This is a genomic window from Sphingobacterium sp. ML3W, assembly GCF_029542085.1.
In the GTDB taxonomy this organism is placed as follows: domain Bacteria; phylum Bacteroidota; class Bacteroidia; order Sphingobacteriales; family Sphingobacteriaceae; genus Sphingobacterium.
On sequence record NZ_CP107036.1, the window covers coordinates 2,720,448 to 2,746,338 of the forward strand.

General features: G+C 39.4%; 17 protein-coding genes. 4 read left to right on the forward strand and 13 right to left on the reverse strand.

Translation table 11 applies throughout. From position 1 onward, the window contains the following. Window positions 1-24 precede the first annotated feature (24 nt). Entirely contained in the window at window positions 25-2,550 is a 2,526-nt protein-coding gene (locus tag OGI71_RS11755; protein ID WP_282255645.1) for a TonB-dependent receptor, read from the forward strand. Window positions 2,551-2,642: 92 nt separating this feature from the next. Here the strand turns inward: OGI71_RS11755 and OGI71_RS11760 are convergent, their stop codons facing one another. The 3 genes from OGI71_RS11760 to OGI71_RS11770 form a co-directional block, all read right to left on the reverse strand. Then, window positions 2,643-3,353 carry an HAD family hydrolase gene (locus tag OGI71_RS11760; RefSeq protein ID WP_282255646.1) on the reverse strand — a complete coding sequence of 237 codons (711 nt, stop codon included), beginning with the start codon at window positions 3,351-3,353 and terminating at the stop codon, window positions 2,643-2,645. A gap of 101 nt (window positions 3,354-3,454) precedes the next feature. Beyond that, a complete protein-coding gene (locus OGI71_RS11765; protein WP_282255647.1) occupies window positions 3,455-3,904 on the reverse strand; it encodes a hypothetical protein in 450 nt (149 codons plus the stop codon). Between the two features lie 54 nt (window positions 3,905-3,958). Beyond that, window positions 3,959-4,525, reverse strand: coding sequence for a cyclic nucleotide-binding domain-containing protein (locus OGI71_RS11770; protein ID WP_282255648.1), 567 nt, complete (start codon window positions 4,523-4,525; stop codon window positions 3,959-3,961). 131 nt (window positions 4,526-4,656) lie between these two features. Between OGI71_RS11770 and OGI71_RS11775 the strand changes: the two genes are divergently transcribed. Beyond that, window positions 4,657-5,913 (forward strand): hypothetical protein, encoded by a 1,257-nt coding sequence (locus OGI71_RS11775; protein WP_282255649.1) that lies wholly within the window; start codon window positions 4,657-4,659, stop codon window positions 5,911-5,913. A 185-nt stretch (window positions 5,914-6,098) separates the two neighbouring features. Here OGI71_RS11775 and OGI71_RS11780 read toward each other — a convergent pair whose 3' ends face one another. The 9 genes from OGI71_RS11780 to OGI71_RS11820 form a co-directional block, all read right to left on the reverse strand. Then, window positions 6,099-7,685 carry a family 16 glycosylhydrolase gene (locus tag OGI71_RS11780; RefSeq protein WP_282255650.1) on the reverse strand — a complete coding sequence of 529 codons (1,587 nt, stop codon included), beginning with the start codon at window positions 7,683-7,685 and terminating at the stop codon, window positions 6,099-6,101. 275 nt (window positions 7,686-7,960) lie between these two features. Further along, window positions 7,961-9,952 (reverse strand): hypothetical protein, encoded by a 1,992-nt coding sequence (locus OGI71_RS11785; protein WP_282255651.1) that lies wholly within the window; start codon window positions 9,950-9,952, stop codon window positions 7,961-7,963. 7 nt (window positions 9,953-9,959) lie between these two features. Next, complete coding sequence (locus tag OGI71_RS11790) at window positions 9,960-11,483, reverse strand: hypothetical protein (RefSeq protein ID WP_282255652.1); 1,524 nt, start codon at window positions 11,481-11,483, stop codon at window positions 9,960-9,962. A gap of 60 nt (window positions 11,484-11,543) precedes the next feature. Then, window positions 11,544-13,172 (reverse strand): RagB/SusD family nutrient uptake outer membrane protein, encoded by a 1,629-nt coding sequence (locus OGI71_RS11795; RefSeq protein WP_282255653.1) that lies wholly within the window; start codon window positions 13,170-13,172, stop codon window positions 11,544-11,546. Window positions 13,173-13,184: 12 nt separating this feature from the next. Further along, a complete protein-coding gene (locus OGI71_RS11800) occupies window positions 13,185-16,520 on the reverse strand; it encodes a TonB-dependent receptor (RefSeq protein ID WP_282255654.1) in 3,336 nt (1,111 codons plus the stop codon). Between the two features lie 109 nt (window positions 16,521-16,629). Beyond that, window positions 16,630-17,685, reverse strand: coding sequence for a FecR domain-containing protein (locus OGI71_RS11805; RefSeq protein ID WP_282255655.1), 1,056 nt, complete (start codon window positions 17,683-17,685; stop codon window positions 16,630-16,632). Between the two features lie 60 nt (window positions 17,686-17,745). Then, a complete protein-coding gene (locus tag OGI71_RS11810; RefSeq protein WP_282255656.1) occupies window positions 17,746-18,294 on the reverse strand; it encodes a sigma-70 family RNA polymerase sigma factor in 549 nt (182 codons plus the stop codon). A gap of 230 nt (window positions 18,295-18,524) precedes the next feature. Continuing rightward, entirely contained in the window at window positions 18,525-19,724 is a 1,200-nt protein-coding gene (locus tag OGI71_RS11815) for a transglutaminase-like domain-containing protein (RefSeq protein ID WP_282255657.1), read from the reverse strand. A 198-nt stretch (window positions 19,725-19,922) separates the two neighbouring features. After that, window positions 19,923-20,921, reverse strand: a complete 999-nt coding sequence (locus OGI71_RS11820) for a hypothetical protein (RefSeq protein ID WP_282255658.1) — start codon at window positions 20,919-20,921, stop codon at window positions 19,923-19,925. Window positions 20,922-21,513: 592 nt separating this feature from the next. On the opposite strand from OGI71_RS11820, the gene OGI71_RS11825 reads away from it, so the two are divergent. Then, the gene (locus OGI71_RS11825; RefSeq protein ID WP_282255659.1) at window positions 21,514-24,051 is read left to right on the forward strand and encodes a TonB-dependent receptor; all 2,538 of its coding nucleotides are present in this window, start codon (window positions 21,514-21,516) and stop codon (window positions 24,049-24,051) included. A gap of 88 nt (window positions 24,052-24,139) precedes the next feature. Here the strand turns inward: OGI71_RS11825 and OGI71_RS11830 are convergent, their stop codons facing one another. Next, on the reverse strand, window positions 24,140-24,328 hold the full coding sequence (locus OGI71_RS11830) for a hypothetical protein (protein WP_282255660.1): 189 nt from the start codon (window positions 24,326-24,328) through the stop codon (window positions 24,140-24,142). A 203-nt stretch (window positions 24,329-24,531) separates the two neighbouring features. Between OGI71_RS11830 and OGI71_RS11835 the strand changes: the two genes are divergently transcribed. Continuing rightward, window positions 24,532-25,578 carry a hypothetical protein gene (locus tag OGI71_RS11835; protein ID WP_282255661.1) on the forward strand — a complete coding sequence of 349 codons (1,047 nt, stop codon included), beginning with the start codon at window positions 24,532-24,534 and terminating at the stop codon, window positions 25,576-25,578. Window positions 25,579-25,891 lie beyond the last annotated feature (313 nt).

A 25,891-nucleotide genomic window follows, 5' to 3' on the forward strand; every position in this document is an offset into this window, starting at 1 on the left:
ATTGATCCGTATAGCAAAGAAAAAATGAAAAAAATTATAGCAGCACTCTTATTGGCAACCGCCGTTGCCTCATTACATGCCCAAACAGCTCCCAGTGGTCGTCCCAGCAGTTTAGCTGTCGCTGAAGGCAAACTTTCCGGTCAACTGATAGACCTTCAGGGTAAACCAATCGCACAGGCTTCTGTCAATCTACTGCGGGTGATTCATGATCAGTCTACAGGCAAAGAGCGGGAAATCTTATTCAAAAGCACGAGTTCGCTTGAAAATGGAAAATTTAGCTTTACGGCACTATCCACCAAAGACAAATGGAAGTTAAAAATAAGCTCAGTAGGTTACACCGCTAAAGATATTGCGGTCGAGTATGGATCTGATAGCAAAGTTTTGGATAAAGATCTTGGTGCTATCACATTGGAAAATGATAATCGAAAGCTAGACGAGGTAACGGTTACTGGTCGTAAAGCTTTACTTGAAATGGATATCGACAAAAAAGTATACAATGTAGAAAAGAATATTGTAGCAGCGGGTGGTACTGCCATCGATGTTATGCGCAATATGCCTTCTGTGCAAGTTGATATTGATGGAAATGTCAAGCTCCGAAATGCTGCACCGACTATTTTTGTAGATGGCAAACCGACAACACTAACGCCAGACCAAATACCTGCTGACGTGATCGAAAAGATCGAAATCATCACCAACCCTTCTGCTAAATACGATGCTTCGGGGAGTATGGCCGGAATTTTAAATATTATCCTGAAAAAGAATAAAAAAACAGGTTACAATGGTATGCTTACCCTTGGAGCAGATCGCTTTGGCGGAACCAATTTTATGGGAAGTCTCAATTTGCGTCAAAACAAATTCAATATATCCCTTACGGGAATGAATATGCGCATGCGGACGAATACCGAAGGTGATAGCTATCGGGAAAGCACAATTGATGGCGTTAAATCTACCGTTAACCAGGATATCGAAGGTAAAACCAAGGGAACGATCAGCTTTGGAAGACTCGGATTAGACTATGACCTTAGTCCGCGCACGACCGTATCTGTTGCCGGAATCTTTGTCGAAGGCAAATTTCGCCCCAATGAAAACACGATGATAACGACGGAAACGCAAGGCAATAGCAATAGAATTTCAGCGTCCGAACGTAGTTTCAAACCTAGAGGTTTACAGGCGGGCCTTGTTCAGAAATTCAAAACCGAGGGCGAGGAATTGACCGCGGACTTCAATTATTTCGGCGGAACAAACAAATCTAATGGCACTTACACCACCAATTATTTAGATAACAGTGGAATCATTGGTTCACAGATCCAAAAGAACGTTGGATCTGGCGACAATAAATTTATGACTGTACAGGCAGATTATGTTAAACCATTCAAAAATGGGATGAAACTTGAAACGGGAGTTCGCGCACAGATCAACAAGCTCAAAAACCTGAATAGCAACAGTCTTAAAGCCCGCGATAAAGATGATTATGAGGATATCAGTGCTGCGTCAGCCAATTACGACAATAAGAATACAGTCTATGCGGCTTATGCTTCACTTGGAGGCAACCTTAAAGATTGGGTATCTTATAAAGTCGGTTTACGTGTCGAGAATTCCACCTATGACGGTGAACTAATCAATACAAACCAAAAATTCCACAATAAATACCCGCTTAGTCTCTTCCCCTCCCTATTTCTGAGTAAGAAACTGACGGAGAAAGATCAACTACAGATGAGTGTCACGCGTCGTGTTAATCGTCCTAACTTCTTTCAGTTAATTCCATTTGTTGATTATACGGACAGCTTAAATATTACACGTGGTAATCCGGACCTCGTCCCAGAGTTTACAACCTCGGGCGAATTGTCTTATAGCCGAACACATGGTAAAGGGACTTTCCTGGCTTCAGTTTATTACAAATATACCACGAACCTGATCACCCGATACCTGACACAGGAGCTCAATCCCATTACGGACAAAATGGATTTCATCAACACCTATATTAATGCGAATTCCAGCAAAAACTATGGTGCAGAGTTCACCTACACCAATAATTTAAAAACATGGTGGGATCTGACAGCAGACCTAAATTTCTACAATTCAAAAATTGAAATCGATGACAAGACACCATCAGAAGGTATGTGGACCGTATTTGGAAAATTGAATAATACGTTCAATTTGAAAAAGAACTGGAACCTTCAGCTCGCATTTGAATATCAAGGAAAAACAAATATGCCGGTCACACAAAATCAAACCTTTGGTCCACCGATGAATCAGGCCCAAAGCTCCTCTCAAGGATACATTAAGCCTTTTTATGGGATCGATTTTGCCATCAAGAAGAGTTTCTTGAAAAACCAGGCCGCTTCCGTGACATTGGCGGTAAACGATATCTTTAGAACCCGCGGAAATACCATAGTATCTTCGGGTGATGGTTTCTACCAAGAGTATTATCGTCTCTCCAATCCACAGCTTGTCAAATTGAACCTATCTTATCGTTTTGGCAAAATGGACATGAACATGTTCAAGAAAAACAAAAACCAAAATTCCATGGAAGGTATGCAGATGCAATAGACACTTGCATTAAGCTTGACATATTAAAGCAGAAAGAGACCGATTGGATGGTCTCTTTCTGCTTTATTTCATTTTATACGATCTTCATTTCATTAAACCAGCTGACTTGGGATATTGTATTTTTCTATAATTGGTACAATTTCCAGTAGATCATCAATCACATAATCCGGATTAGCTGACTTTAGCTGTTCAGCATGATGCGCACCTGTCGTAATGCCAATGCTTAAAGCACAACCAGCGTTCTGACCTTCCTTTATATCAATAACCGAGTCCCCTATTTTCACCACACCTGTGGGATCTGTTATTGCAAAATTTGCTCTTGCAAGATCAATCATATCTGGATATGGTCTATTCTTAGGCACATCGGATGCCGTAATCAATGCATCAATATCTCGTCCCACAACCCAATTAAGCTTTTTCAAAAGGGATTCCGCTGTTTTGCGATCATATCCCGTGTTTAATACCCGAAGTATATTCATCTCTTTCAAAATCGAAAAAAGTTTATTGGCATTCGAATTCGGATAAATGTCTGCTACTTCATAGGCATTTTCAAGTGCTTGCAAAAATGATTGGAACATCTGCTCAGCTAATTGATCGTCAACTATATTGAGGCAATTTTTTAGTACAGTCTTAATGGCCTGTAACTTTTCCTTGCCAGCTCCGTGCTCCAACACTTCTGTCAATGTAAGTTGATGCCCCCCAATTTGATTTATCACCTGTTGAAGTGTCTTATAAACTATATTATTCTCATTTACAGTAGTACCTGCCATGTCAAATACCACCATCTTGATCGCTTCTCTCATCTATTCACTATTAAATGTTTAGCAAAAATAAAATATTGTTAAATAAAACTAAACTTTTCAATATTAACTTATTGCTATCTTTAAGTTAAGAGGAGCGTAAATTAACGTAGCACAAAATAATAAGTCCAGCCGATCAGCAACAGTTGAAATGGAATTCTAAACCACAAATAGCCTGGGCCTTTTCCATCAAAAGTCGCAGTTTCATAGTTCAGGTGCCTCATACTCGCATATATATTTGTCGGTAGTATCAGTATAAAAAAGACAATTAAAAGCATCCCTGTAAGACGGCTTAAAGATGGTATAAATAAACCGAAGGCTCCCATGACCTCCAATAGTCCGGTCACATAAATCATTTCTTTTTTTAATGGGATAAAACCAGGGAGCATCAACAGCATGCCTTTTGTGTAGATGAGGTGTCCAAGGGAGGTAAACAATAATGTGGCAGCAAGGGCTATTTTTCCAGCTAAATGGTAATCCATATCGTCCTTATACTGTCGTATAACTAAATTGCTGATGAGAAATACTGTAAGTAAAACAAAAAGTGGTTTCATAATTTTTTTTATTCAAAGTTATGAGCCTTTCTACTCCTTATCAATGAACAATTGTTAAGAAATTTCCTTCCGGATTCTGCTTAACGATTGTGGTCTAATCCCAATATAAGATGCCAGGTATTTGAGGGGGATATTTTTAATTAACTCAGGCTGTTCCCGCATCAGATTAACATACCTCGTTTTGGCTGAATCTTCGAGTAAGGTAAATTCACGTTTCATTTTCTTCAAAAAGATATCTTCGATAGCCTTTCGTCCGATAAAATTCCCCACCTGTGTCGTTTTATACACGATATTCAGATCATCATAAGATATCTGCCACAAGACACAATCTGTAATCGCTTCAAGATTATAGGACGATGCATTTTGGGTCAGGAATGAATCATAGGCGCTCACAAAGGAGTTTTCAAAGGCAAACCCAAATGTAAAATCATAATCTAATTTTGGAATATTGAACCGAACAATCCCCTTTTCAATAAAAGATAAATAGCGCTCCGTCTTGCCCATTTCCAGGATCAATGATTTTTTCGGAAAAACTGCTTTGGAAAGCATTGAAGAAAAAATATTCCAGTCCTCGATCTCCATCGCAATGAGCGAGTCAAAATAATTCTTGATTTTATCCATGCTATCCATATTTTAAAACAAGATAAAAACTTCTGGACAAACAAGAGAAAACCTGATCCTATTATCTATTTAATTATTTAAGCATTTAATCTCATGAATAAATATTAAATTAATCAATATAAACGTTTATTATGACTCCTATTGCAGAAAACAGTCTCAAAGTATGGTCCCCATCAAAGAAATTCTTCTTCCGATTTTCTTTTGTTTTCATCTTTTCATTCATACTAGTTTTCAATAATGGTGCTTTTCCACTTTTCGGATACATCGGCAAGCCATTAACTGATCTTATGCATTGGATCATACCTTGGTTTGCGAAAACTATTTTACAATATCAGTATGATTATACTATTTTTATCAATGGAAGTGGGGATACTTCCTATGCCTGGGTATCGTTACTTTTTCTTCTCATAATTACTGCGGTAACTACAATTAGCTGGTCTTTGTTTGATTTGAAGTGTCAAAACTATGAAACCTTGTATTATTGGTTGACAACAGCAATACGTTATTATATTGCATTCATGTTGATAAACTACGGTGTAATTAAAGTGATGCATTTCCAGATGCAACCGCCCTCACTGGCACAGTTGATACAACCATTGGGAGAATACACTCCGATGGGATTGGCATGGACATTTATTGGTTTTTCCAAAGGCTACAATATTCTCATAGGAATAGCTGAAATATTGTCGGGATTCCTTCTATTCCGAAAAACCGTTGTGTTGGGGGCTTTAGTAACCATTGTCACTAGCATTAACATCATGTCCATCAACTATTTTTACGATGTCCCAGTGAAGATGGTTTCGACCGCCTTGTTTTTGCTTTCACTGTTTTTGTTGCTACCTTCCGCGAATGCACTGGTTTCCCTATTTATTAAAGGGCAACCAACACAGTTATTTACCATTCAAAAACCATTATTTAATAAAGTATGGAAGAGAAAAGGGCTTATCGTCTTTAAAATATTAATACTTATCATCTTTGGAGTACAGCAGGTAATTGGGATTTTTAACACCAAGAAGATGATCGACGCCTATTTTAAAAAATCACCACTCTATGGAATCTACCATTTTGAAAAAACCGATGAGAATATCAAAACCATTCCAAAAGAATGGCGGCAGATCATTTTTCAGCAGGATAACGATCGTGCCTTTGTCCGTGATATAGACTACAATCCACTGTCCCTAAATATCTTAATTGATTCCCAACAACAAAAACTCACCTTAAACAATTATCGATACGATTATGAAATCGATCAAAATGGAAATATCTTATTGACGAAAGCTGTTGACAACCGTATCGAGAAAATTAAACTTATCAAACAGGATCCTCAAAAACCAGAATTAATGAAACGCTCTTTTCATTGGATACAGGAGTATCCAAGTAGCCGTTAGACAATTCGTCAATCGAAAATAGAATACCATCTGTTTTATTTGGCTTTTTGCAGCTTTTAAAACTCCATTACGACAAAGAGTATTCGGTTACTTTCTATGCAAAAAACAGGCTCCATGTATTGATTTTTATTCAACTACATGGAGCCATATTTCCATTATTATAGTAGGATAAGTCTCAGTTGTTCTTATTTCTTCTTTACTGTGATATTATCTAAAGATATGGTCTCTTTACCTGTGTTTGTAAAGGTTATTCGCACTATTTTTTTATTTGGCTTGATTTCCTGACCAGTCACAAAATTAATTTCGTGCTTTTTACCTTTCTTACCCAACTCCAGCGTCTTTTGCTTTAGGTTCGACAGTTCTCCGGTCACAACCTTCACATCGTCTGCTGCTACGGTTATACTGCCACCTCTACCCCAATACGTAAGGTTAAATTGTTGCTCCGGGTCCAGATAAATGTATTGTTCTATCTTTTTCCCTTGAGCAAGTACAAGAGCCTTACTACCCTTTTCACCTAAACCTTGCTCGATCGTCCCCTCACCTTCCCAGGGCTGAAGACCAGCTTTTCCCTCAAAATCGGGATTAGGGAGCTCATTTCCATCACGCAAAGGCCAGTTATAGGCACGGATATAATCGACCTCCATATTCACCCCACCTTCGGAACCGTATGCGCCCAAAAACACATTCATAAAATGGTTGGGTGAATAGATTTGATTCTTATTGTTGTATTCTTTAATTAAATCACCATTGATATAATGCTTAATACTTGTTGGAGCCCACAACACACCATGGGTAACCCACTGGCCTACATGCTCATAGCCTTCGGCAATATGTGTAGCAAGATTACGTTGAAATACACCTTTCGCATCAACATGTCCGTGGATGACAAATTGAGCCGTGATATATTCAAACACATCTATTTCAAACAATTGGCCTTTTGGGCGTATTCCTTTTATTCCATCAACCTCTGCCCCCTCTTGAAGATAGTAACGAATATCTGGCCCTGGTGAATCGAACCAAAATGCAGTATTTGTTCCTTTCGGGTTACCTTGACGATTGCGGCGTACTTTTACCTCAAAATAACCACCTTTACTATTGTCCAATAGGTTTTCATTCGTTTTCCAGTCATAGGTCTGAATGGACGAAATCTTTTGGTTTCCACCTTCTGTAAAGATTCGCTTTGGGATGCTATCGTTCACATAGAGGTTTATTGCGGATCCGTCGAGCGTATAGGCCGGCTGGGGTAATTGATCCTGCAACATTTCCTGCTTTGATTTTTCATTTAGATAATTCAATGAGGAGAAATAATTGCTGGTCCATTTATTCCGGTTTAAAAGTTGATCATTAAACTCGTCCTGCCAAAAAATTTCCATACCGACAGGAACAACAGCTGAACTTGGATTTCTTTTCTCTTCCTCGAGTTCGGCGTCATCCAACGTCCAACTTTTAGCGGTATAGGATTTCCCTTGCGCCAAAGGCTTGCCAGCTGCAGATTCCACCCAAACATAATACGTTGTCTCTGGATCAACCTGCTGGATATAATAGCGTTTGGTGCCCTCCGCCAGTACCGCATTGGCAACAGCAGGCTTCCTATGCGTCTTTGACCAGAACAGCTTGGTACCCGAAAGATCGTTCTTTCCATCTTTCATATCAAGTCGTATCCAACTTCTTGTTCCCAACAATCGTAATAGTGCATCTGACTTGGCCGTTTGCGCTGACAATAATAGAACCGACAACATTTGAGCTGCCGCCAGTGATATATATTTTTTCACTTTATCTTATTTTAAGTACTCATTTACTATAGCAATACGATAATAATGAGAATTATTAGCATTGACAACTCCGATCAAAACGCAACCGTTTGTTTAATTTAGCAATACAAAGACGTAAATTCCATTGTACTTTTCTACAAAAGTATCAATGGCTCGCTATCCGCAGAGTACATGGAACTAGAGGGACATGGAAAGATATGCAGAATTTCTGCCCATTATAAGGACATATAATTAAAAATAAATCGCTACTGGTCGCCCTGTAGCGATTTATTCGCTTAATTTAACGTGATACTGATAGCTTGGTTCTTTAAAATCATTTTTTGAATTGTCGTTCCATCTTGTTGTTTCACAACAAGGAACTCTTGTTTGCCTCTCCGAACTACTTCAAGATCAAACACACGGTCAAAGGCTCTTATGCGCCTAAGTCGCATATACTTCCATTCCTTTGGTAAACTGGGATTTATGCTGAACTTACGTAACCCGGTGGGTACAATATGAAATAAACCCTCAGTTATGACACGACAATAAAGGGCACTCTCTGCACTTAAATGTCTTTGTCCACCTTCGGGCCACGCCTCTACTGGATAAGGGACGTGATCGCCCAAAAGGCGCATCGAAGAGTAATATTTAAAATAGGGAAGCGCTCTTTCTGTCGCACCTGTCATAAAAAATCCCTTAAAGGCATACAATGTTGCCCTATCCCAGAATACCTTATCTCCGGATTGTGTCAGGATACCATTATTGGTCCAAAGATATTTTGACAACAATGCGTCGATTGTTCCTGCGCTCCGCTCGGTAATGCCCATCGTCATGGGCAAACATATCCAAGCCCTTAAGATGTTATTTCCATCATAATAACGATACGTGGAGTATCCCTGCACGTCGGTTCCAAAGTACTTAACAATCGCGCTCCGAAGTTCTCCAGCACGCTGTAGATATAGTTCTGAAAGTTCATCCTTCCCCAACTCACGGGCCAGATCCGCAGCACTTCGATAAGCACCATACGCAATACTATTCGTCGACAGATTAATCTTTCCTGCAGGAGCTCTGCCTTCCAATTCGTCGCTGTCTGAGCGGTATACGCCCTCATCTGTCTTCTGCTGTTCAAGATACTCAAAACACCAATGAATCAATGGCCACAGCTCAGTAGCGATATCTTTCTTACCCAATGCCAGGGCATAACGCGATGCCCCATAGGCAATCATCGCCATATCCCCCCTATCTTTGGCTCCATTCCAATAACTGTCACCTTCAGCAACTATTGAACTGGGAATCGGTTTATAATCCGAATTCATAAAACGGGCAAAATGACGGAAGGAATTAATCGCACTTTCATTGCCGTTGCGATTGCCTAAAAATGGAAAGAAAGGATTGGCATATTCCGCCTGATCATTTGCCCATATCGCGGCATAGTAGCTTAAGCCCCCAGGACCATGCATTAATCCGCCCTTTGTATCATAGATACTTTCTGTTGCACGAATCTTCGCAAAGGCAAATGCTGTATTGATTGTATCATTGGGTGTTTCCAGAATAAGATCACCAGCTAAACTTTTCACAAAGTCCTCCCTTTTCCCTAATTCATAGGAAGGCGAATATTGATAAGCTGGTTCGGTGATTTTCTTCCCCTCATACACAATATTGAATTGATAAGACTGCAGTGGTTCAAGTTTTGGGACGAGGCTATCTCTTAGTAAAGCCTGCACGACATATTGCCCATATACACTTTTTTCAGGGTCGGAATAGAATTTTGAATACTTGTTAGTCAGATCAATCTGTAAGGGTTTACTCCCCGTATTAACCAACTTAACTTGTTCAATCAAAACAGGTTTATCAACTGCGGGAAATAAGGTCCGCTGTATTTCCAGCGGAGAATTCGTTTTTGAATAAACACATAATTTTCCATCGAGCCCAAAGCTCAGCGGATATTCATCGACCTCTACACCATCTACTTTTATTAATAAAGACTTATTATCTTGAAAGGGTACGGTTAGGCTTGCATGTGTATTGTTGGGAATTGTTCGCAACATGGGAAATACGATCTTTTTGTCCAATAAGAGACGACCGTTGCGAACACCATAGTAAACCACAGCAGCGGTTTGTAAACCTGCCATTTCAATATGGTCTTCGTGATTCTCTCCTTCTCTGACCTTCCATTCAATCCTATTCCCTTTCAATAACGTCCATTTTTTTGAATTTTGAGCTAACGATGAACTCCACTGCAGTAGGCCAATGGCAACAAGACTCCAATAGTATAATTTAGTTTTCATGATTTATCTATAATTGAGTCGTTACACGATATTGCTTATCTCCTGTGATCTTCACATCGATATAACTGTAGGTAATGCCATTTTTCTCGCCGATGCTACTTTTAGTCTTTTTACCATTACAGTAGAGATAAGGATGACTTCCCGGAAAACCAGCCTGCCAATACTGTACCGCTTCTCCTCCTGTATAAGACAAGATCGTTTCCGATACAGCACGCTGCTCCACAGTGTACAGTACCTGACCAATCTTGACATTTGACACTTTCACTCGGCCAAGTTCTTTTGGAAGATGGGAGCAGGTTTCTATAGCTTTACCTTTTTCCCCGGGATTAACGCCCATCATATCCTGTACAACATTACTGATCAGTACAAAAGAAACCTCTGGGTAATCGCCATTGTTACCAGTCAATGTTGCCATGGCATGCACTGTATTAATTTTTGAAATAATGTATTTCAACCATTTCCAGCCACGCTCATTCTGTCCATATTTAAAAAATAACTCCGGCACATAGGTAATTGCTTCTATATTTTCGGGTAATCCTTCTTTGGAGCCAAGCTGTTCATCGATATAATCCAAATACTTCAGATGTCTGTCCGATCGTGGGTCTGTAATTTCTTTCAAGGGAAGAAACCAAGAGTTCTCTTTTCCCCAACCAGCAACAGGGAGATTATTCTTATCGTAGCCCCGATTATACAGTTCTTTATTATCGACTATCCCCCATTCCTTGTTAAAATAGTTCCGCAATGCGCTAGCCTTTTCGTTATAGATCCTGGCCTGGGAGTTCTTGCCACTTAATTCTGACAGCTCGGCAAAAGCCATATAAGCTTGATATTGACTGCCGATACCATCGCCTGCTTCGATCAAAGTCTGGTCACGATGTTCATTATAGGTGACGGTGCCTTTGAAGATATTGCCAGAGCCATCACTCTCAGCAACACCGTTCGGATTTTTAAGATCATGTGCTAGCACGAAGTCACTGACCGCTTTGGCATTGAATTGCCTTAATGCGGAATCAGTCAGATAACGTTGATCTTTGGTCCAGTCATAGAGCTGAGCATTCTTTTCAACGAGTTCAAAAACAGCTGGAATTTCGCGCACAAAGTTATCGTCATTTTTATAATCTAAGGTGTAAGGTGTCCCATCAAAATTAATAGCCCATAAAGGGAACCATTTTCGGCTAGGGGTAGCACTCGCGGCAAAAGCACGGAGCATGGTGAAATTTTCAGCTTCCAGTCCTAATAAATGAGCTCCAATCGCTTGATGACAAAAATCACGTGAATAGAATGCTGTGCGCAAAGGATAGCCTGCCCAGTAGCTAGGTAAATAAGAAACGGTAGCTGACTCTTGGTTTTTCTGATGAATATTGACTGGGCCTCTCTTGCCTGTAACAACAAAAGACCGCGCTTTCTGCTTTGCCCACACAAAGATATCGTTTAGCTCTTTATGATCTGTATCAATGGAAATATCATTTTTTTGCGCGAATAAACTTACAAAAAATAGTGCCTGCAGCACGAGTAATAAGATCGTTTTCATAAGGATTAGCTTTTAATGAACCCAGGATCTGTACATGACAGATCCTGGGCGGTAGGTTGATTAGTCGTAACTTGGATTCTGTTTCAACAGTGCATTTCGTTGAATCTCACTGCGCGGAATCGGAAGCAGATAATGCTGTGGAAAGAACTTCCGTTCCTGCAACAGCTCGATTTTATAATTTTTCTTTTTCGTTTGGTCATCCCGCACAATCGTGATTTTTCGTGCTGGTTTGTTTTCGGTCTGTTCAGCGATTTTCCAACGTCTTACATCAAAAAAACGATGATCTTCAAAAGCAAGTTCTATGCGGCGTTCCTGTTGTATTTTTCCCAAAAGTGCTGCCCCGGTGCTTGTAATAGCAGGAAGTATACCAGCCTTCCCTCCGCGTGCCCGCTCTCTAATCTTATTGATGTAAGTACGGGCGGCCTCCTCGTTCCCCAACTGATATTGGCTTTCCGCATAATTTAGGTAAATCTCACCCAGACGCATGTAAATCCAAGGTTGTGCGCTTTTATCGTTCCAAGGATTGCGCAAACTTTCGTCCATAAACTTGCGGATCGTGTAATGGGTCTTTGAAGCATTCCAATCATCAATACCGAATTCGCTGTCTTTACCACTATTGGCTCTGTTTCCGGTAGAAGATACATAGAACTCAATCTCTCTTCCTCTAAATTGCTGACCATCGCAGACAACAGAAGCATAGAATCGAGGCTCACGCCCTTCCCAGGGTTTACCATCCACGTACTGTTGTGCTGAAGGTATTGAACCGTCCTCCATCTCATAAGCATCCACCATGTCTTGGAGTACACAGGTTCTTGACCAGCCTGTAAAACCGTTCGGAGAATCAGTCCAGTCGAAGGAGTGCCCAAATTCCGTATTGAACTGCTTCATGAAAATAATCTCTTTGCTCTTGTTGCTCGTAAAAAGCTGTTTGTAATTCGGATCGAGCTGGTATTGATTGAGATCCAGCACAGCCTTCGCTGCATCCGCAGCTTTTTGCCATTTGGACTTATCATTAGATGGGTTCCAGTAAACGCTAGCGGCATATAATGTTACCCGTGACTTCAGTGCCAATGCAGCTCCCTTAGTCGCGCGACCAAAATCCTTTCCCTCATAACTGAGGGGAAGTAAGTCTGCTGCTTTATCTAATTCTTTTACAATAAAATCGATACATTCGTCATAGGTATTCCGGGGCACCATCATATCACTGTTCAGATCGAAGGTTTTTGTAATCAGAGGGACACCGCCAAATCGTGCAACGAGATCCGCATAAAAAAATGCTCTCAGAAAAGTCATCTCCCCAATCAACCGATCTACCTTCGCTTTGTCTGCTTTGAGCTGAGCAATATTATCAAAGAAAATATTACAGTTCTTGATTCCTTCATAATACGCGTTCCAGGTCGAGTGATCACCAAATTGATCTGCTGTTACCTCGCCCCGATTGTATAAGTAAGGATTACCCGAGTTGAAGTTGTGATATGCCTCATCGGAAATGTAACGTAAACCGAAATTTCCAAACCCATCCCGTAGTTCCGTATATCGCTTGTTCACATAAGCTTCCGTTAAACTGACATCCGAAAATATAGCCTCTCCGGTAAAAGAATCCAAAGGCTTGACATCTAGATAATCAGCGCATGATGTAAAACAAGCTGTAAAAAAAATTGCTATATATAGTTTTATCGTTGTTTTCATGTAATCTATCAATTAAAAACTTAAATTCATCCCCACACTATAAATCCGCTGCTGTGGATAATACATGCCACCAGCTTGTATCCCTTCAGGATCCTGGATTTTGATCTGGTCGATGGAAAAGAGATTGAAACCGCTAATAAAGACGCGCAGATTTTTCATCTTGATCTTTTCGAGCATGGCTGGTGATAGTGAGTAAGCCAGTTCTACATTTTTCAGTCTTAAGAAAGAGGCATTTTTTAACCAGAATGTCGAGTTCATGGAATTAAACGTATCATCGCGATCAAAAGCTCTGGGATATAGTGCATTCGGCGTTTCCGCTTCTGAGGTCCATCTATTTTCAAAATATGTCACATCTCTATTGTAGCTCCCTGGTTTGATGATCTGTTTCGCCCTGCCCTGCCCCGACCATAGGATATTCAAATCGAAATTTTTCCATTTCGTCCCCATGGTAATGCCGTAGGTAATTTCGGGTATCGGACTTTCGTAAATCCGGACCATATCATTACTTGTAATTTTTTTATCGTCGTCAACATCAACATACTTGATATCACCAGGTTTGGTATTCAATAAATGTGGAGAAGCATCTATTTCGGCCTGATTCTGGTAGATACCATCGGTTTTGTAAACCAACCAGGAATCTATGCTGTGGTTTGTTCTACGCTGCCATTCCGGTGTATTTTGTGCCTCATCAAAGAAATGAATCTTATTGCGTACAAAAGTGAAATTTCCGCCAATAGAATAACTAAAATCATCAACCTTATTACGATATAGCAGGCTACTCTCAATCCCTCTGTTTGAAATCTCGCCGATATTCTGATCGGGCAAAGTCAATCCTGTATATTTGGGTACTGAGGCCTGCTTTGGTGTTAAAATATCAGTCCGCATCGAATAGAAATACTGTAGATCAAAAGTCAACGTGTTTTTAAAGAAAACAGACTCAAAACCTATATTTTTCGTATCCACTTTTTCCCAGGTAATATTAGGGTTGGCCAATCTTCCTACCGTAAAACCTTTCCCTCTTTTAGGGTCAACACCAAACATCGCTCCATCCCCGAGTACATAGGTACTGATATACTGAAAAGGACTTACGCGATCATTTCCCAATTTACCCCAAGAAGCTTTAATCTTCAATTCATTAATGAAAGGAACATTTTCTTTAAAAAAATCTTCCTGGGAGATACGCCAACCTGCTGAGACACCGGGAAACCAACCCCAACGTGCATCGCTGCTGAAGTTTTGCGAACCATCTCTCCTCAACGTGAAATCGGCGAGATACTTATCTTTAAATCCATAACTTACCCGGCCAAAGTAATTCTGGCGAGCTGAGATTGTTGCCTTCCCATCGTTATTTTTTTGATTATCACTTCCTGCGAAAAGATAATCTACGGCATCACTTAAGAAATCACGGCGATAAGCTGAAAACCAATCTCCTCTGTTCTTGCTTTGCTCATACGCAAGAAAGGCATTAATACTATGCGCATCAAATTTCTTATCATAGCCAATTTTAAAATTCCAGGTTTCGATGCGATCGTTATCGTTTCTCTCCGAAAGGTTTATATTAACATCACCTGTTGTTTCCCGAATATTGTCATATTCTTTGGTTGCGGGATTATAACGATAGGCATCCCACATATTGTTGAGCTTCTTTTCATGCCGATATCTCGAATCAAATGCGGCATATCCTGAAAAACTTAATCCATCCAACAACCAAGGAGTTTTGAGGTCGAAGCCAGCTTTTGTATTTATAAAATTATCTTTTATATGCTGATAACCTGTTTTCCCTGCAGCGAGGATTGTCAGGTTATTACCCCAGGAAAGTCCCGGGCCTGGTAGCCCGTTGGGATAGTAATCTGGTAAGAACGGATAAGCATGGAACGCTTCCCAAAAGAAGGTCCCCATATCATAATTGGAATTGTTGCGATTTTCCTGTCTTGTAGCGACCTCAATCAATACCGACAGATCTTTGGTGATCTTTGCATCGAGGTTGGAGCGAAACTGCACCGTTCTGAAATTCAGGTCAGTATTTTTAAAGCCTGGTTTCTGATATAAGTATCCACCCGATACATAATAACGTACCTTTTCATCACCACCGCGCAACGAGAGCGAATGCTGTGTTTGCGGGGCTGATTTAAATACCGCCTTCATCCAGTCTGTATTTGCATATAGCAGTGGATCGATACTTCCATCCAAATACTTTCCTTTAATATCCTTATACTTTTCAACTCGACCAAAATGAGCATTGATTTCATCATCATATACCATAAACTGATAAGAATCCATCAACTTAGGTGTACGTGTATGCTCGGAGAGCCCATAACTTCCATCGTAAGAAATCGTTGGTTTATCACCGTTTCCACGTTTGGTCGTCACCAAAATCACACCATTAGCAGCCTGTGCACCATAGATTGCAGCAGAAGCATCCTTTAATACGGAAATAGTTTCGATATCGCTCGGATTCAATCGCTCGATGCCACCACGGTTGGCAACCCCGTCGATCACATACAATGGACTATTGTCTCCCAAGGAACCTTTACCGCGAATAAATATTTCAGAATTATCGCTCCCGGGCTGACCTGAACGATTGTTGGCCACTACACCCGGCATTCTCCCGGCAAGGGAATTGGACAAGTTAGGTGCTGGCGACCGTTGCAGCTCGCTCCCGGAAACCTGACTGACCGAACCCGTCAACGTTGCTTTCTTCTGGGTTCCGTATCCAATGACAACAACTTCTTCCAGTTGGGCGAGATCTTCCTGTAACACCACTGACATCCCTTGTCGTTGATAAGGAAGCTCCTGCGTGAGATAACCCAGGTAGGAAAACAACAGTATGTTGTTTTCGTTATCGACCACAAGTGAGAATTGTCCATCACTATTGGACTGTGTCATCTTGTCTGTTCCTTTTACTTTCACCGATACCCCAGCCAACGGTTTTCCATGGCTATCTTTGATTGTACCCGATGCTATTTTATCCTGCGATCTGGTCATCGAACGGATGATAATACGATTTTCACTTACTATATCCATCTCCAAAGATTCCTTCGCTAAGATTGGCAACAATAGATCAGTCCATTTTTTATTGCGTACATCAACACGCTTTACTTTAATATCATGAATACTATTATCGTTATAGATGAAATTAATCTTGGTTTGCTCCTCGATTGAAGTCAAGAGATTTTTGAGCCGAACCTCTTCAAATCGTAAAGAAACCGTTTTCTGCGCTTTAGATTCTTTCGCTAGACCAGTTGCAACACATGCGAATAAGAAAATGATTAAAAATTTGGCCATTAACAACCATTTTAGGTAATACGAGATAGGCACATGATAAAGTACATGTGATTTTTTTTTCATAATTTTGGTATTTAATAATAATCGATTGGCATCCTACTTTCCTAGGGTCCGATGCCATTGGTTAAAACGTATGGGTATTGCTCACTATGAGGGATACCCTTTTTTAATTTTACTTTACATAAAGTGTATCATTTAGGGTATAGTAATTTAGTTTTATGCCGGTTCGCTTGATCATATCCAAGAATTCCTCGCTCGTTGTTTCTTCGAATATACCAGTGACATGCTGTTCCGCCAATCGCTCTGTTTTGATAACAACAGGTTTTCCAAACCAACGTTCCATCTTTCGGGCAACGGTATTAAAATCATCACCTTTAAGCACCAGACGGTTCTTCATCCAGAGTGTTTCCGTAGCTTCAGTCTCGACTATATCAAGTTTTTCAAAAGCTACCTGCTGCTGTATAACAGCATGCTTGCTTTTATTATGGCTTGGTTCCAGCACCGAATTAATCACAGAGATTTTGTTTCCCGGCAGGAGTTCATAGGTTTTTGTTTGCTTATTCTCCACGACTTTCAGTTGTACCTTACCTTCAATTAGCGAAGTCGTTGTTATATTTTCATCTGGAATTGCACGGAGATTAAATTTAGTACCCAGTACGAGTACCTCTGCGTGCGCTGTCTTAATGGTCAAAGGCAAATTTGGATTCTTGGCAATCGAGAAGTAGCCCTCCCCTATTAATTGCAATACCCTGTCAGTTTTCCCAAATCCACTTTTCAGTCGCAGGGTGCTTTCATTATTAAGCCAGACCTCAGATCCATCACTTAATTTGATCGATTTACGTTCTCCCTTTCCTGTAGCAATTGTTTGCCATTCTGAATCAATATTTACCTCTTTGTCTCTTTTTATAGACCAAAAAGTCAACAATCCAAATACCATCAAAACACTAGCTGCAATGGATATTATTTTTATTTTTTTGTAATTTAAAAAGGGGTGGACATTAGAATCCCTATCGGCAACCAATTCTATAGGTTTTGACTTTTCATAGATAATCTCGGCCTCGATATTTTGCCGTTCCTCCTGCTCACTTTCCAAGAAGGCAATTAGTTGTCTTTTATTTTCATCTGCTCGCAGTAAATCATCCAAAACACTCCTTTCCTCTGCTGTGAGAGTTCCTTCAAGCAATCGATTGGCTAAAAATAAAAAGTATTCTTCTTCAGATGAAAACATACGCATTCGGTGTATTTGTGATAGAGACACCGAAGCAATACAAAATCCCCAATAAAAAAATTATTTTTTTTCTTTCATGCAGGCCCATAGTTTTCCAAGGGCTATTTGAATATGTCTATCTACAGTTTTTTTAGATATTCCCATCGTTTCCGCAGTCTCCAAATACGTCTTCTTTTCTTCCTTCACCAATTTAAACGCTTCTTTTGTTTTTGGCGGCAAACATTCTACAGCCTGTTGGATGCGTTGGATGCTTTCGGTAGATATCAATATATCTTCAGGTGTATTGCGATCGATTAATGTATCTTGATATTCAATGCCATCTGTTAGTACGAGCTGACGAACCCGGAGCAGGTTCAGGCATTTATTTTTGATCGCCCGAAGGAGGTAGCTTTCGAGACTCACGATATTCATAAGATCCGGTCCTAAGTACCAGATTTTCCAAAGTACTTCAGAAACTACATCTTCAGCCAATTGTTTATCTTTTATAAAAGAAAATGCATTACTTTTTAGCACCCCATAATTAGCCAAAAAATAGGCCTTAAAAGAGTTCTCATCTCGATGAATAGCAATATTCCTCTTATTTTCTTCGGATAAAGGTTTCAAATACATTGGTTGTGTCACAATTCGATTGGCAATTTAAACAAATTCGGTTTAAGATTGCAAAAAAAAAGTTACATAACCTGGTTTTCTCAGCTTTAATCGCAATTAGACAGCTGTTTTTCTCCGACAGGAAATACCAATAAAAAATCTTAGATAAAAAAACTCGCTCTATTATCAGATTCTAAAGGGCCATCTGACAAGAGAGCGAGTACAATTTATAATTAAAAAGATTTTGTCTTCTAATCAAGGAAAATGGTTACTGTCATAGGATCATTCTCTACCTTCACCTGCTTTTCCACTGTACCTTGTTTATTATTATATTTAAGCGTATAAATTTTGTTTTTTTCTACTGCAAACTGCAACCTGTCGTTTGCATCTTGTCTTGCATCTTTGGTAGAACCTCCGCCTACTTGATCCTTCCCTTGAAAGATATCGATATTACACTTTTTCCGATCTTCGGGTGTGGTCTTGTCCTTACTTTCGTAAGCAATAACATAAATTGCCGTATGCTTATTGTCTATGTTAATTTGTTGCTGCTGCTCGTTATATAAAGCTTTATAAGTAGGCGTTACATTCACCCCATTCACATATTTCAAGTTTGTATCCCAAGCTAAAGGAAAGTATGTTTCTGCCGCTTTGAAAGAAGAAGCATAAATGGCATGCTCCCGGTTACTTGCATCCGCTTTGCCCGCATCCGCTAAGAACCAAGAACGATTCAGCTCTTTATCGGGGTAATATTCTGTAAAATACCATTTTCCATCTATCCAGACCTCACACCAGTTGTGATTTCCACGATTGTCAAACCAGTTTAAGGTTCCCGCTACCCTGGATGGAATACCCACTGCACGAAATGCATCAGTCAACAAGATTGACAGCCCACTACAGGAAGCCATCCCTTGATCAATGGATTCCGCGGGAGATTGATCCGGCCGTTTTCTTTTTGTGTTATAATCAACCATAACTTCGTCCCGAATATTTTTATTGACAGCGGCTATAGCTTCACGGAGCGTCTTACAAGACTCCACATACTTTGAAAACCTATTAAAGAGTTCTTCACGCCATTCGTCCCGATTTTCATTGAGCACGGCATAAGGCAATACCTCATTTAAAAAAATAGAATCAGGGAGCTGCTTTGTCCAGGGGAACTTCTCTTTTGCCCGATAGGCCAATTCAATATTGCGTAATAAAAAATCACTGCTTAAGGATTCCAGATCCCGTTGTGGCATATAGGAAATTAAGAAGACTGCACCTTCCTTCATATTTTTGGGCACGTCTTTGAGCACTTTTTCCAATGAAGCCCTATTTTTCCCTGCTTTGGAAAGGGCTATTTCAAGAGGTTTGTCATCCTGTTTAGCATTGGTGCGCGTATCTGCTGGCTGCGCTAGACATAAGTTAAAAAGTGATACCGATAGGGCAAAAAATAAAGAGCGTAGTTTCATAGTAATTCAAAAAAATAAAGCTACTAATTTTTGCTGAGCTATTCCAGGCCATCAACACAATAAAAATGGCATGAAATTCGATAGACAAATCAATAATTAACTGTATAAATAAAAATGAAAAGAACTAAAATTACTTTTAGCCTTGGTAGCGAGGATACTATTGATTACATCATACGGAAATAGTACGGTATAAAAACTTTAATTACCTTTTTCCTCACGGACAAGAAAATCATAGGAATACCAAAACTTCAAAGGTGAAAAATTGTCTAAACTTCTGAGCGAATAACTGATAGGGAAATCAAATGAATTACTTTGTTTTTCAAACTCTTTTTTAAATTCTATTATCAGCTTAGTTATTTCTTGCAGACCGCTTTCGCGCTTGATAAAGCTTTCTCTTTTACCACCACGTAAATAAATTAGCAGATCCGAAGCGTTCAAGATTGTTTCCTCCTTCTCCGTCAGTGGTTGCCCTTCCAATAATTTATCAAGTACATTTTTGAAATCAATCCGAGGATAATCGCTTTCTCCCATCATAATCAAATGCGTACCGTAATTCACAATATTTGTATAATAGGGATTAAAACCAGCTTGTTTTAGCTGAGCAACATCTTTACGGCCAAAAGCTGAAGAAAACTCATTGAATTGTGCCATTAATGAAAATGCAATATTTTCACTGCGCATCAAACAGCTATAAGCTCTTTTGATTGTTGTTGAATCATGGTGTTCGACAAGCTTTAAAACACTATCTACGTCAGGGCTATTATTGAGATGATAACGGATTGATTCGTAATCAAAGAAATCTGTTATGGAAAAACCTGACATCGTCAGCTCAGTGCTTTTATTTTTACGGGCATAGGAACGAATTCCGTCGAAGGTTGGAACGATCTTCGCATTTGAAATAGCGGAAGTGGTAGGCACAACTGTAATTTTAAAAGGCTTATAATGACTACGAAGGGAAGTTAGCTTCACAGTCGGTATAGTATCTTTCAATCCCCATACTGTTCCCAGGTAGAAATTTTTGTCTATGGTTTGATCTACATAAATCTGGTTTACTGAAAAACCAACAGAACGACCTATAAATTGAAACTTTTTGGCTAATGCAGCACCGTCGATCTCCATGGAGTCTGGATCACCTTCTTCCTTGTCACAACTGGACAATAGGAATAAACCGAGCAATAGTACAAAAAGATATTTCATAATTCAAAAATTACTCGTTCCCCAAAAGTCGAAATATCTCCATGTTAACAACGGAAAGGCTAAAGGCTTTTGGTTCTTTATCAAAGATATATAAAAATACCTATCCAACCTATATAAAAATCAGAATAACAAAGGAATAAGATAAAATGATCTTTATCGCAGGATAGCATTAGTGTCTTGAACAGAAAATTCAGTGATGGAAAGGATTATGACGATACAAATTTATAAAAAGTGAAAGCCGCTGGAATGGGGAATTCCTAACGGCTTTCTTCTAACCTAATGAAAAACATCGATACCGTGATCGGTACGGTGTTGATCTCCTAGTTCCAAATATATCAAGTCTATTTTTCCTGTGTATCATTCATTTACAATCCGCGCTTGTGATTTACGATTCGTAGTGGTTAATAAAAATATCGTATACATGTTAATATCAACACATTAAACACCAAAACAAGCAAATATTCCAGTATTATTACCTACAATAGTACTGCATAAAAGGTCTGTTATTTTTTTTTATTTTAAATCAGTCTAAATAACCAAATTAATTGTATGTTTGCGCCGATAAATAATTTAGACTAATTCAATATTAACAATGAAAAGATCTCTTCTGGGGCTTATCTTAAGTCTGGGATTGGTAGGTGCGACACAATTGGATGTGTCGGCGCAAAGCAAGGGGGTACATGGACGCGTCAAAACCAAAGATGGCGCAGCGATCGAGTCAGCTACAGTAACCATTACAACACTTGGTAGATCAACTTCCACCGCCCGTGATGGCAGTTTTCATTTCCCCGATCTTCCGGATGGGACCTATACCATTCGAATCAAGAGCATAGGCAACGCTGTGGAAGAACAAACAATAACTGTTAAAGATGGTAAAGCGCAGGCAGTTCATGTAGCGATGAATATTTCTGAGTCGCAATTAGAGCAGGTTGAAGTATTTGGGTATAATTCCCATAATAATAAAACGGTCAATGTTGGAAAAGCTGGTATTATTGATAAAGACTTGCCGCAAAGTGTGCAGATTATTAATAAGCAGATCATTACCGATCAACAAGTCAACAGATTGAGCGATGCGCTCAAAAATGCGAATGGTGTAGCCATGGGTGCAAATCGTGGTGGTGTAAATGAAAACTTCTATGCGAGAGGTTACAGCTTGGGAGCAAACAATATCTTTAAAAATGGCGCGCGTACAAATAATGGTGGTTCAATAGAAGCCAGTACATTAGAGTCCGTTGAAATCCTTAAAGGAAGTGCTGCTTTACTATATGGTGGTGTATCCGGCGGTGCGGTCGTTAATCTGGTTACCAAAAAGCCTAAGTTCTTCTATGGCGGAGAAGCTTCAATGCGTGTAGGTAGTTATGACTTTTATAAACCTACAGTCGATGTTTATGGCCCAATTTCAAATAAAGTCGCATTTCGCATGATAGGCACCTATGAAAAGGCTGGAAGCTTTAGAGATCAGGTAAAGTCAAAACGAACTTATGTAAACCCATCCGTATTGTATAAGATCTCCGAGCAAACGGATCTAAACTTTACATTTGATTACTTGAAAAGTGATTTCACACCCGACTTTGGAATAGGGAGTGTAGACGGCAAATTAAATCAATCTGTCGGAAGAAATACATTCTTAAATGTACCTTGGGCTTATAACAATACAAATACCTCAAACGGTCAGATCAATTTTAATCATAGATTTAACGAATCTTGGAATTTAAATGCGATCGCAAGCTATCAAACCTATGATCGTGACTATTATGGTTCTGATCGCATCCAAGCGGATAAAAATGGGATTGCTCCCAGAAATTTGACAAGATCCAAATCAAACGAATTTACAGCCAACCAGCAGTTAAATTTAACCGGTATTGTAAAAACAGGTTCTATTAAGCATAAAATTCTAGTCGGTGCCGATGCAGATCAATCGCATTCAAATGTATATGCGTTTTTTATGGAGGGGATTAATTATTATGATGACAAAAAAGTATTAAAGGCGAATGCTTACGATTCGATTTATGTTTTCAATCCGAGTCAAACAGCCCAGCATATGGCTTCAGGCCGTGGATTGAGATCCGATATCCCCGGGGCTGATTTGTTGACAAAAACCACAACAGATATCTATCGATACGGTGTATTTCTACAGGATTTAATCGAACTGAATGAGAAGTTTAAAGTTTTGGCCGGAATACGCTATTCGTATCAGCGTACGCCTAATTCTGAGCGATTTACTTACAAAGAAAATAAAACAGAAGACGTTATTACGAAAGATGGACAAGGGAATCCAATGGGAGCCAAAGTTGATAAAGCATGGTCACCTAAATTCGGCTTGATTTATCAGCCAATACCTTCATCAAGTATATATATCACTTATGCAAATAATTTCACCTCAAACTCCGGCTACGATATCAACTATCAACCTCTGGCACCATCAATAATTGATCAATATGAAGCCGGTATCAAGAATGATTTTTTCAATGGTCGTTTATCTGCGAATCTTGCCTGGTATAGAATCAATAACAACAAATTCGCTCAGCAGCTGCTACTGAAACCGGATGGCTCTGAAAACGGCGATGCCAACATGAAGGAATTTTCCGGAAAAACAGCTTCGGAGGGTCTAGAAGCTGAAGTAACGGGAACATTATTACCAGGTCTAAATGTGACAGCAGGTTATTCCTATAACTATATGCGTTATACCCATACAAATCCAATTTCAAGCTATACAACAACAGTCGGAAATGACACAAAAACTGTAGAAATTTCTGGAAGTGAGGAAAACGTACGTTTAGTGGGTACCACTGCTCATACCGCAAATGGAACAGTATTTTATACTTTTCAACAAGGAACTGTCAAAGGATTAAAACTGGGCTTCTCTTCTTTTTATACTGGGAGACGTAATGCCGGATGGAACAATACGAAAGTAAATATCCGAGATGGTGTAAATCGTCTAATTTCTGTCAGTCCCTTTACCACAATTGACTTTTCCGCCGGATACAGTTATAAAAATTGGAGTATTCTTGGAAAATTGTCCAATATCAACAATGCATTTAATTATTACATCCACGAAAACTATAGTGTAAACCCTATCCCACCACGTAGTTTTATGGCAACGCTTTCGTATAAATTCGAGAAAAGATAGCGATTATTTTTTCGATCTAAAAGAGGGGTGTTTTTACATAAAAAAGCGCCCTCTTTTTTCTATTTTGCGGATTTCAAACAATAGGACCTTATGCTTCGTTTTTATTTCTTTTTAAAAAATCAGTTGACAATAAAGCAGTAATGGATGCCGCCGCCAACGCAGAGATTCCAATATTTAGCGTACTGACCAAAAAGTGATCGGAAAGTGAATACTTAATACCATAATAAGTGATGACGTAAGTAACCAGATAAGTGATAAATGCTTTAATAATTTCCATAAACTAATAATAGGATACAGCTAAAATAATTTCCCCATACAAATATAAAGCGCCATTTACAGTTGTTTTTCCTGCTCTTACAATTCGCCGCAGATGATTTATGATTCGTAGTTCTGACAGTGATTTTTGCACAGAATTTTAACTTTATGAGTAAATAATATAAAATATAATACCTATTTTCAAATCAAATTAAAAGTAAATCGATGAAGTCATTCAAACATCAATATCCACTATTGTTGCTGATGCTATCATTTGGTATGACAGCATTTTCTCAAACCAAAGAAGAACTCAAAAAAAAGTACGAGAACAGCAGTATAGATCAAGAGCTCAAGAAAAAGATGGCTACGGAATTCGTCTTTCCTGACAGCTTAATATTGCCTCCTTTACACTATACCAATTCCTATTATGTGTTGGATTCGGCAATCAATGATTTCCAATCTATTTCCATCGATATTATAGTGCAGGACGATATACCAGATCACTATTCATTTTATATTTCCCCTTTTAATATTGCGCTGAACGATATTCCTTTGTATTGTGGTATTCAATCCGCTGGTGGTGGTATCAGTATGAAGACAGGCAAGGAGCAAGAAATCAAATTTAATGGTATCTTTTCACGCTGGTTTGAACGGACAAAAAAAGCATTGAAAACAACAGGATATTATGCCAGTTCGGACGCCGAAGGAGACTTTATCAGTGTCCGCAATACAGTAGGCTGGCATAAGGGGGCTTATCGGATAACGCTAAAAAAAGATGGTTATATCCCGGGCAAGGCGGTACCTGATTCGATCAATCACAAGGAAACCTATTTCAGTTGGGGAGATTATGAGCACTCCTGGATCAGCATGTATGTCGAAGATTTAAGCAGCAAAAAGATCACCAACGTGGGGTCTTTGGCATTCCCGGGTAAAAAGATTAAAATGGAGAAACAAATCATCTCGTTCTTAGAACAATACAAATACTTTATAGATTTTGCGCAAAGACCGAGAAATCTGGAAGGGATGAATGTGATCCGTTATGACAAATTACCTAAAGTAACCATTATACAGAAAAATTTACGGATCAATGGCAAAACGGTCCATCTTGAGAAGGTGCCCACATCCCACAACCGTACACATAATCCCGAACAAAGTAAGGTAGCCGGAGAAATGCCCATCTTATCAAAAGACAGTTATAATCCTTCCACTGGTGAGTTAACATTAGAGACGGGTCTATTTGTTGGATGGCCAAAGAAACGAGAAACAGAATAGATGGAAAAATTGCTAAAATCCAAAACCAACAAAACCATCTTACAGAACGGTTTTGTTGGTTCACCTTAAACTTAGAACAGGTTATTTGACCATTATTTTTTTCAAGATTCATTTTGCCACTCGCATTGGCATGAAGGTTTACAAATCCACAGGTAGTCGCCACCTGTTTTCCAGGTTTATCTTGCGCATCCAACTCGAAATAAGTGGCTTTTACCTCAGCATGTACTGGAAAAAAACGGAAGTTATCCAATGTTACTTCGTTCTTTATCGTGGCGTATTGATCGTTGATAACCGGTGTTGTCCAAATACGGAG

Bases quoted from the DNA above. Each gene is read 5' to 3' on its own strand.
- OGI71_RS11755 (WP_282255645.1), top strand. From the start codon at position 25: ATGAAAAAAATTATAGCAGCACTCTTATTGGCAACCGCCGTTGCCTCA.
- OGI71_RS11760 (WP_282255646.1), bottom strand. From the start codon at position 3,353: ATGAGAGAAGCGATCAAGATGGTGGTATTTGACATGGCAGGTACTACT.
- OGI71_RS11765 (WP_282255647.1), bottom strand. From the start codon at position 3,904: ATGAAACCACTTTTTGTTTTACTTACAGTATTTCTCATCAGCAATTTA.
- OGI71_RS11770 (WP_282255648.1), bottom strand. From the start codon at position 4,525: ATGGATAAAATCAAGAATTATTTTGACTCGCTCATTGCGATGGAGATC.
- OGI71_RS11775 (WP_282255649.1), top strand. From the start codon at position 4,657: ATGACTCCTATTGCAGAAAACAGTCTCAAAGTATGGTCCCCATCAAAG.
- OGI71_RS11785 (WP_282255651.1), bottom strand. From the start codon at position 9,952: ATGAAAACTAAATTATACTATTGGAGTCTTGTTGCCATTGGCCTACTG.
- OGI71_RS11790 (WP_282255652.1), bottom strand. From the start codon at position 11,483: ATGAAAACGATCTTATTACTCGTGCTGCAGGCACTATTTTTTGTAAGT.
- OGI71_RS11795 (WP_282255653.1), bottom strand. From the start codon at position 13,172: ATGAAAACAACGATAAAACTATATATAGCAATTTTTTTTACAGCTTGT.
- OGI71_RS11800 (WP_282255654.1), bottom strand. From the start codon at position 16,520: ATGAAAAAAAAATCACATGTACTTTATCATGTGCCTATCTCGTATTAC.
- OGI71_RS11805 (WP_282255655.1), bottom strand. From the start codon at position 17,685: ATGTTTTCATCTGAAGAAGAATACTTTTTATTTTTAGCCAATCGATTG.
- OGI71_RS11810 (WP_282255656.1), bottom strand. From the start codon at position 18,294: ATGTATTTGAAACCTTTATCCGAAGAAAATAAGAGGAATATTGCTATT.
- OGI71_RS11815 (WP_282255657.1), bottom strand. From the start codon at position 19,724: ATGAAACTACGCTCTTTATTTTTTGCCCTATCGGTATCACTTTTTAAC.
- OGI71_RS11820 (WP_282255658.1), bottom strand. From the start codon at position 20,921: ATGAAATATCTTTTTGTACTATTGCTCGGTTTATTCCTATTGTCCAGT.
- OGI71_RS11825 (WP_282255659.1), top strand. From the start codon at position 21,514: ATGAAAAGATCTCTTCTGGGGCTTATCTTAAGTCTGGGATTGGTAGGT.
- OGI71_RS11830 (WP_282255660.1), bottom strand. From the start codon at position 24,328: ATGGAAATTATTAAAGCATTTATCACTTATCTGGTTACTTACGTCATC.
- OGI71_RS11835 (WP_282255661.1), top strand. From the start codon at position 24,532: ATGAAGTCATTCAAACATCAATATCCACTATTGTTGCTGATGCTATCA.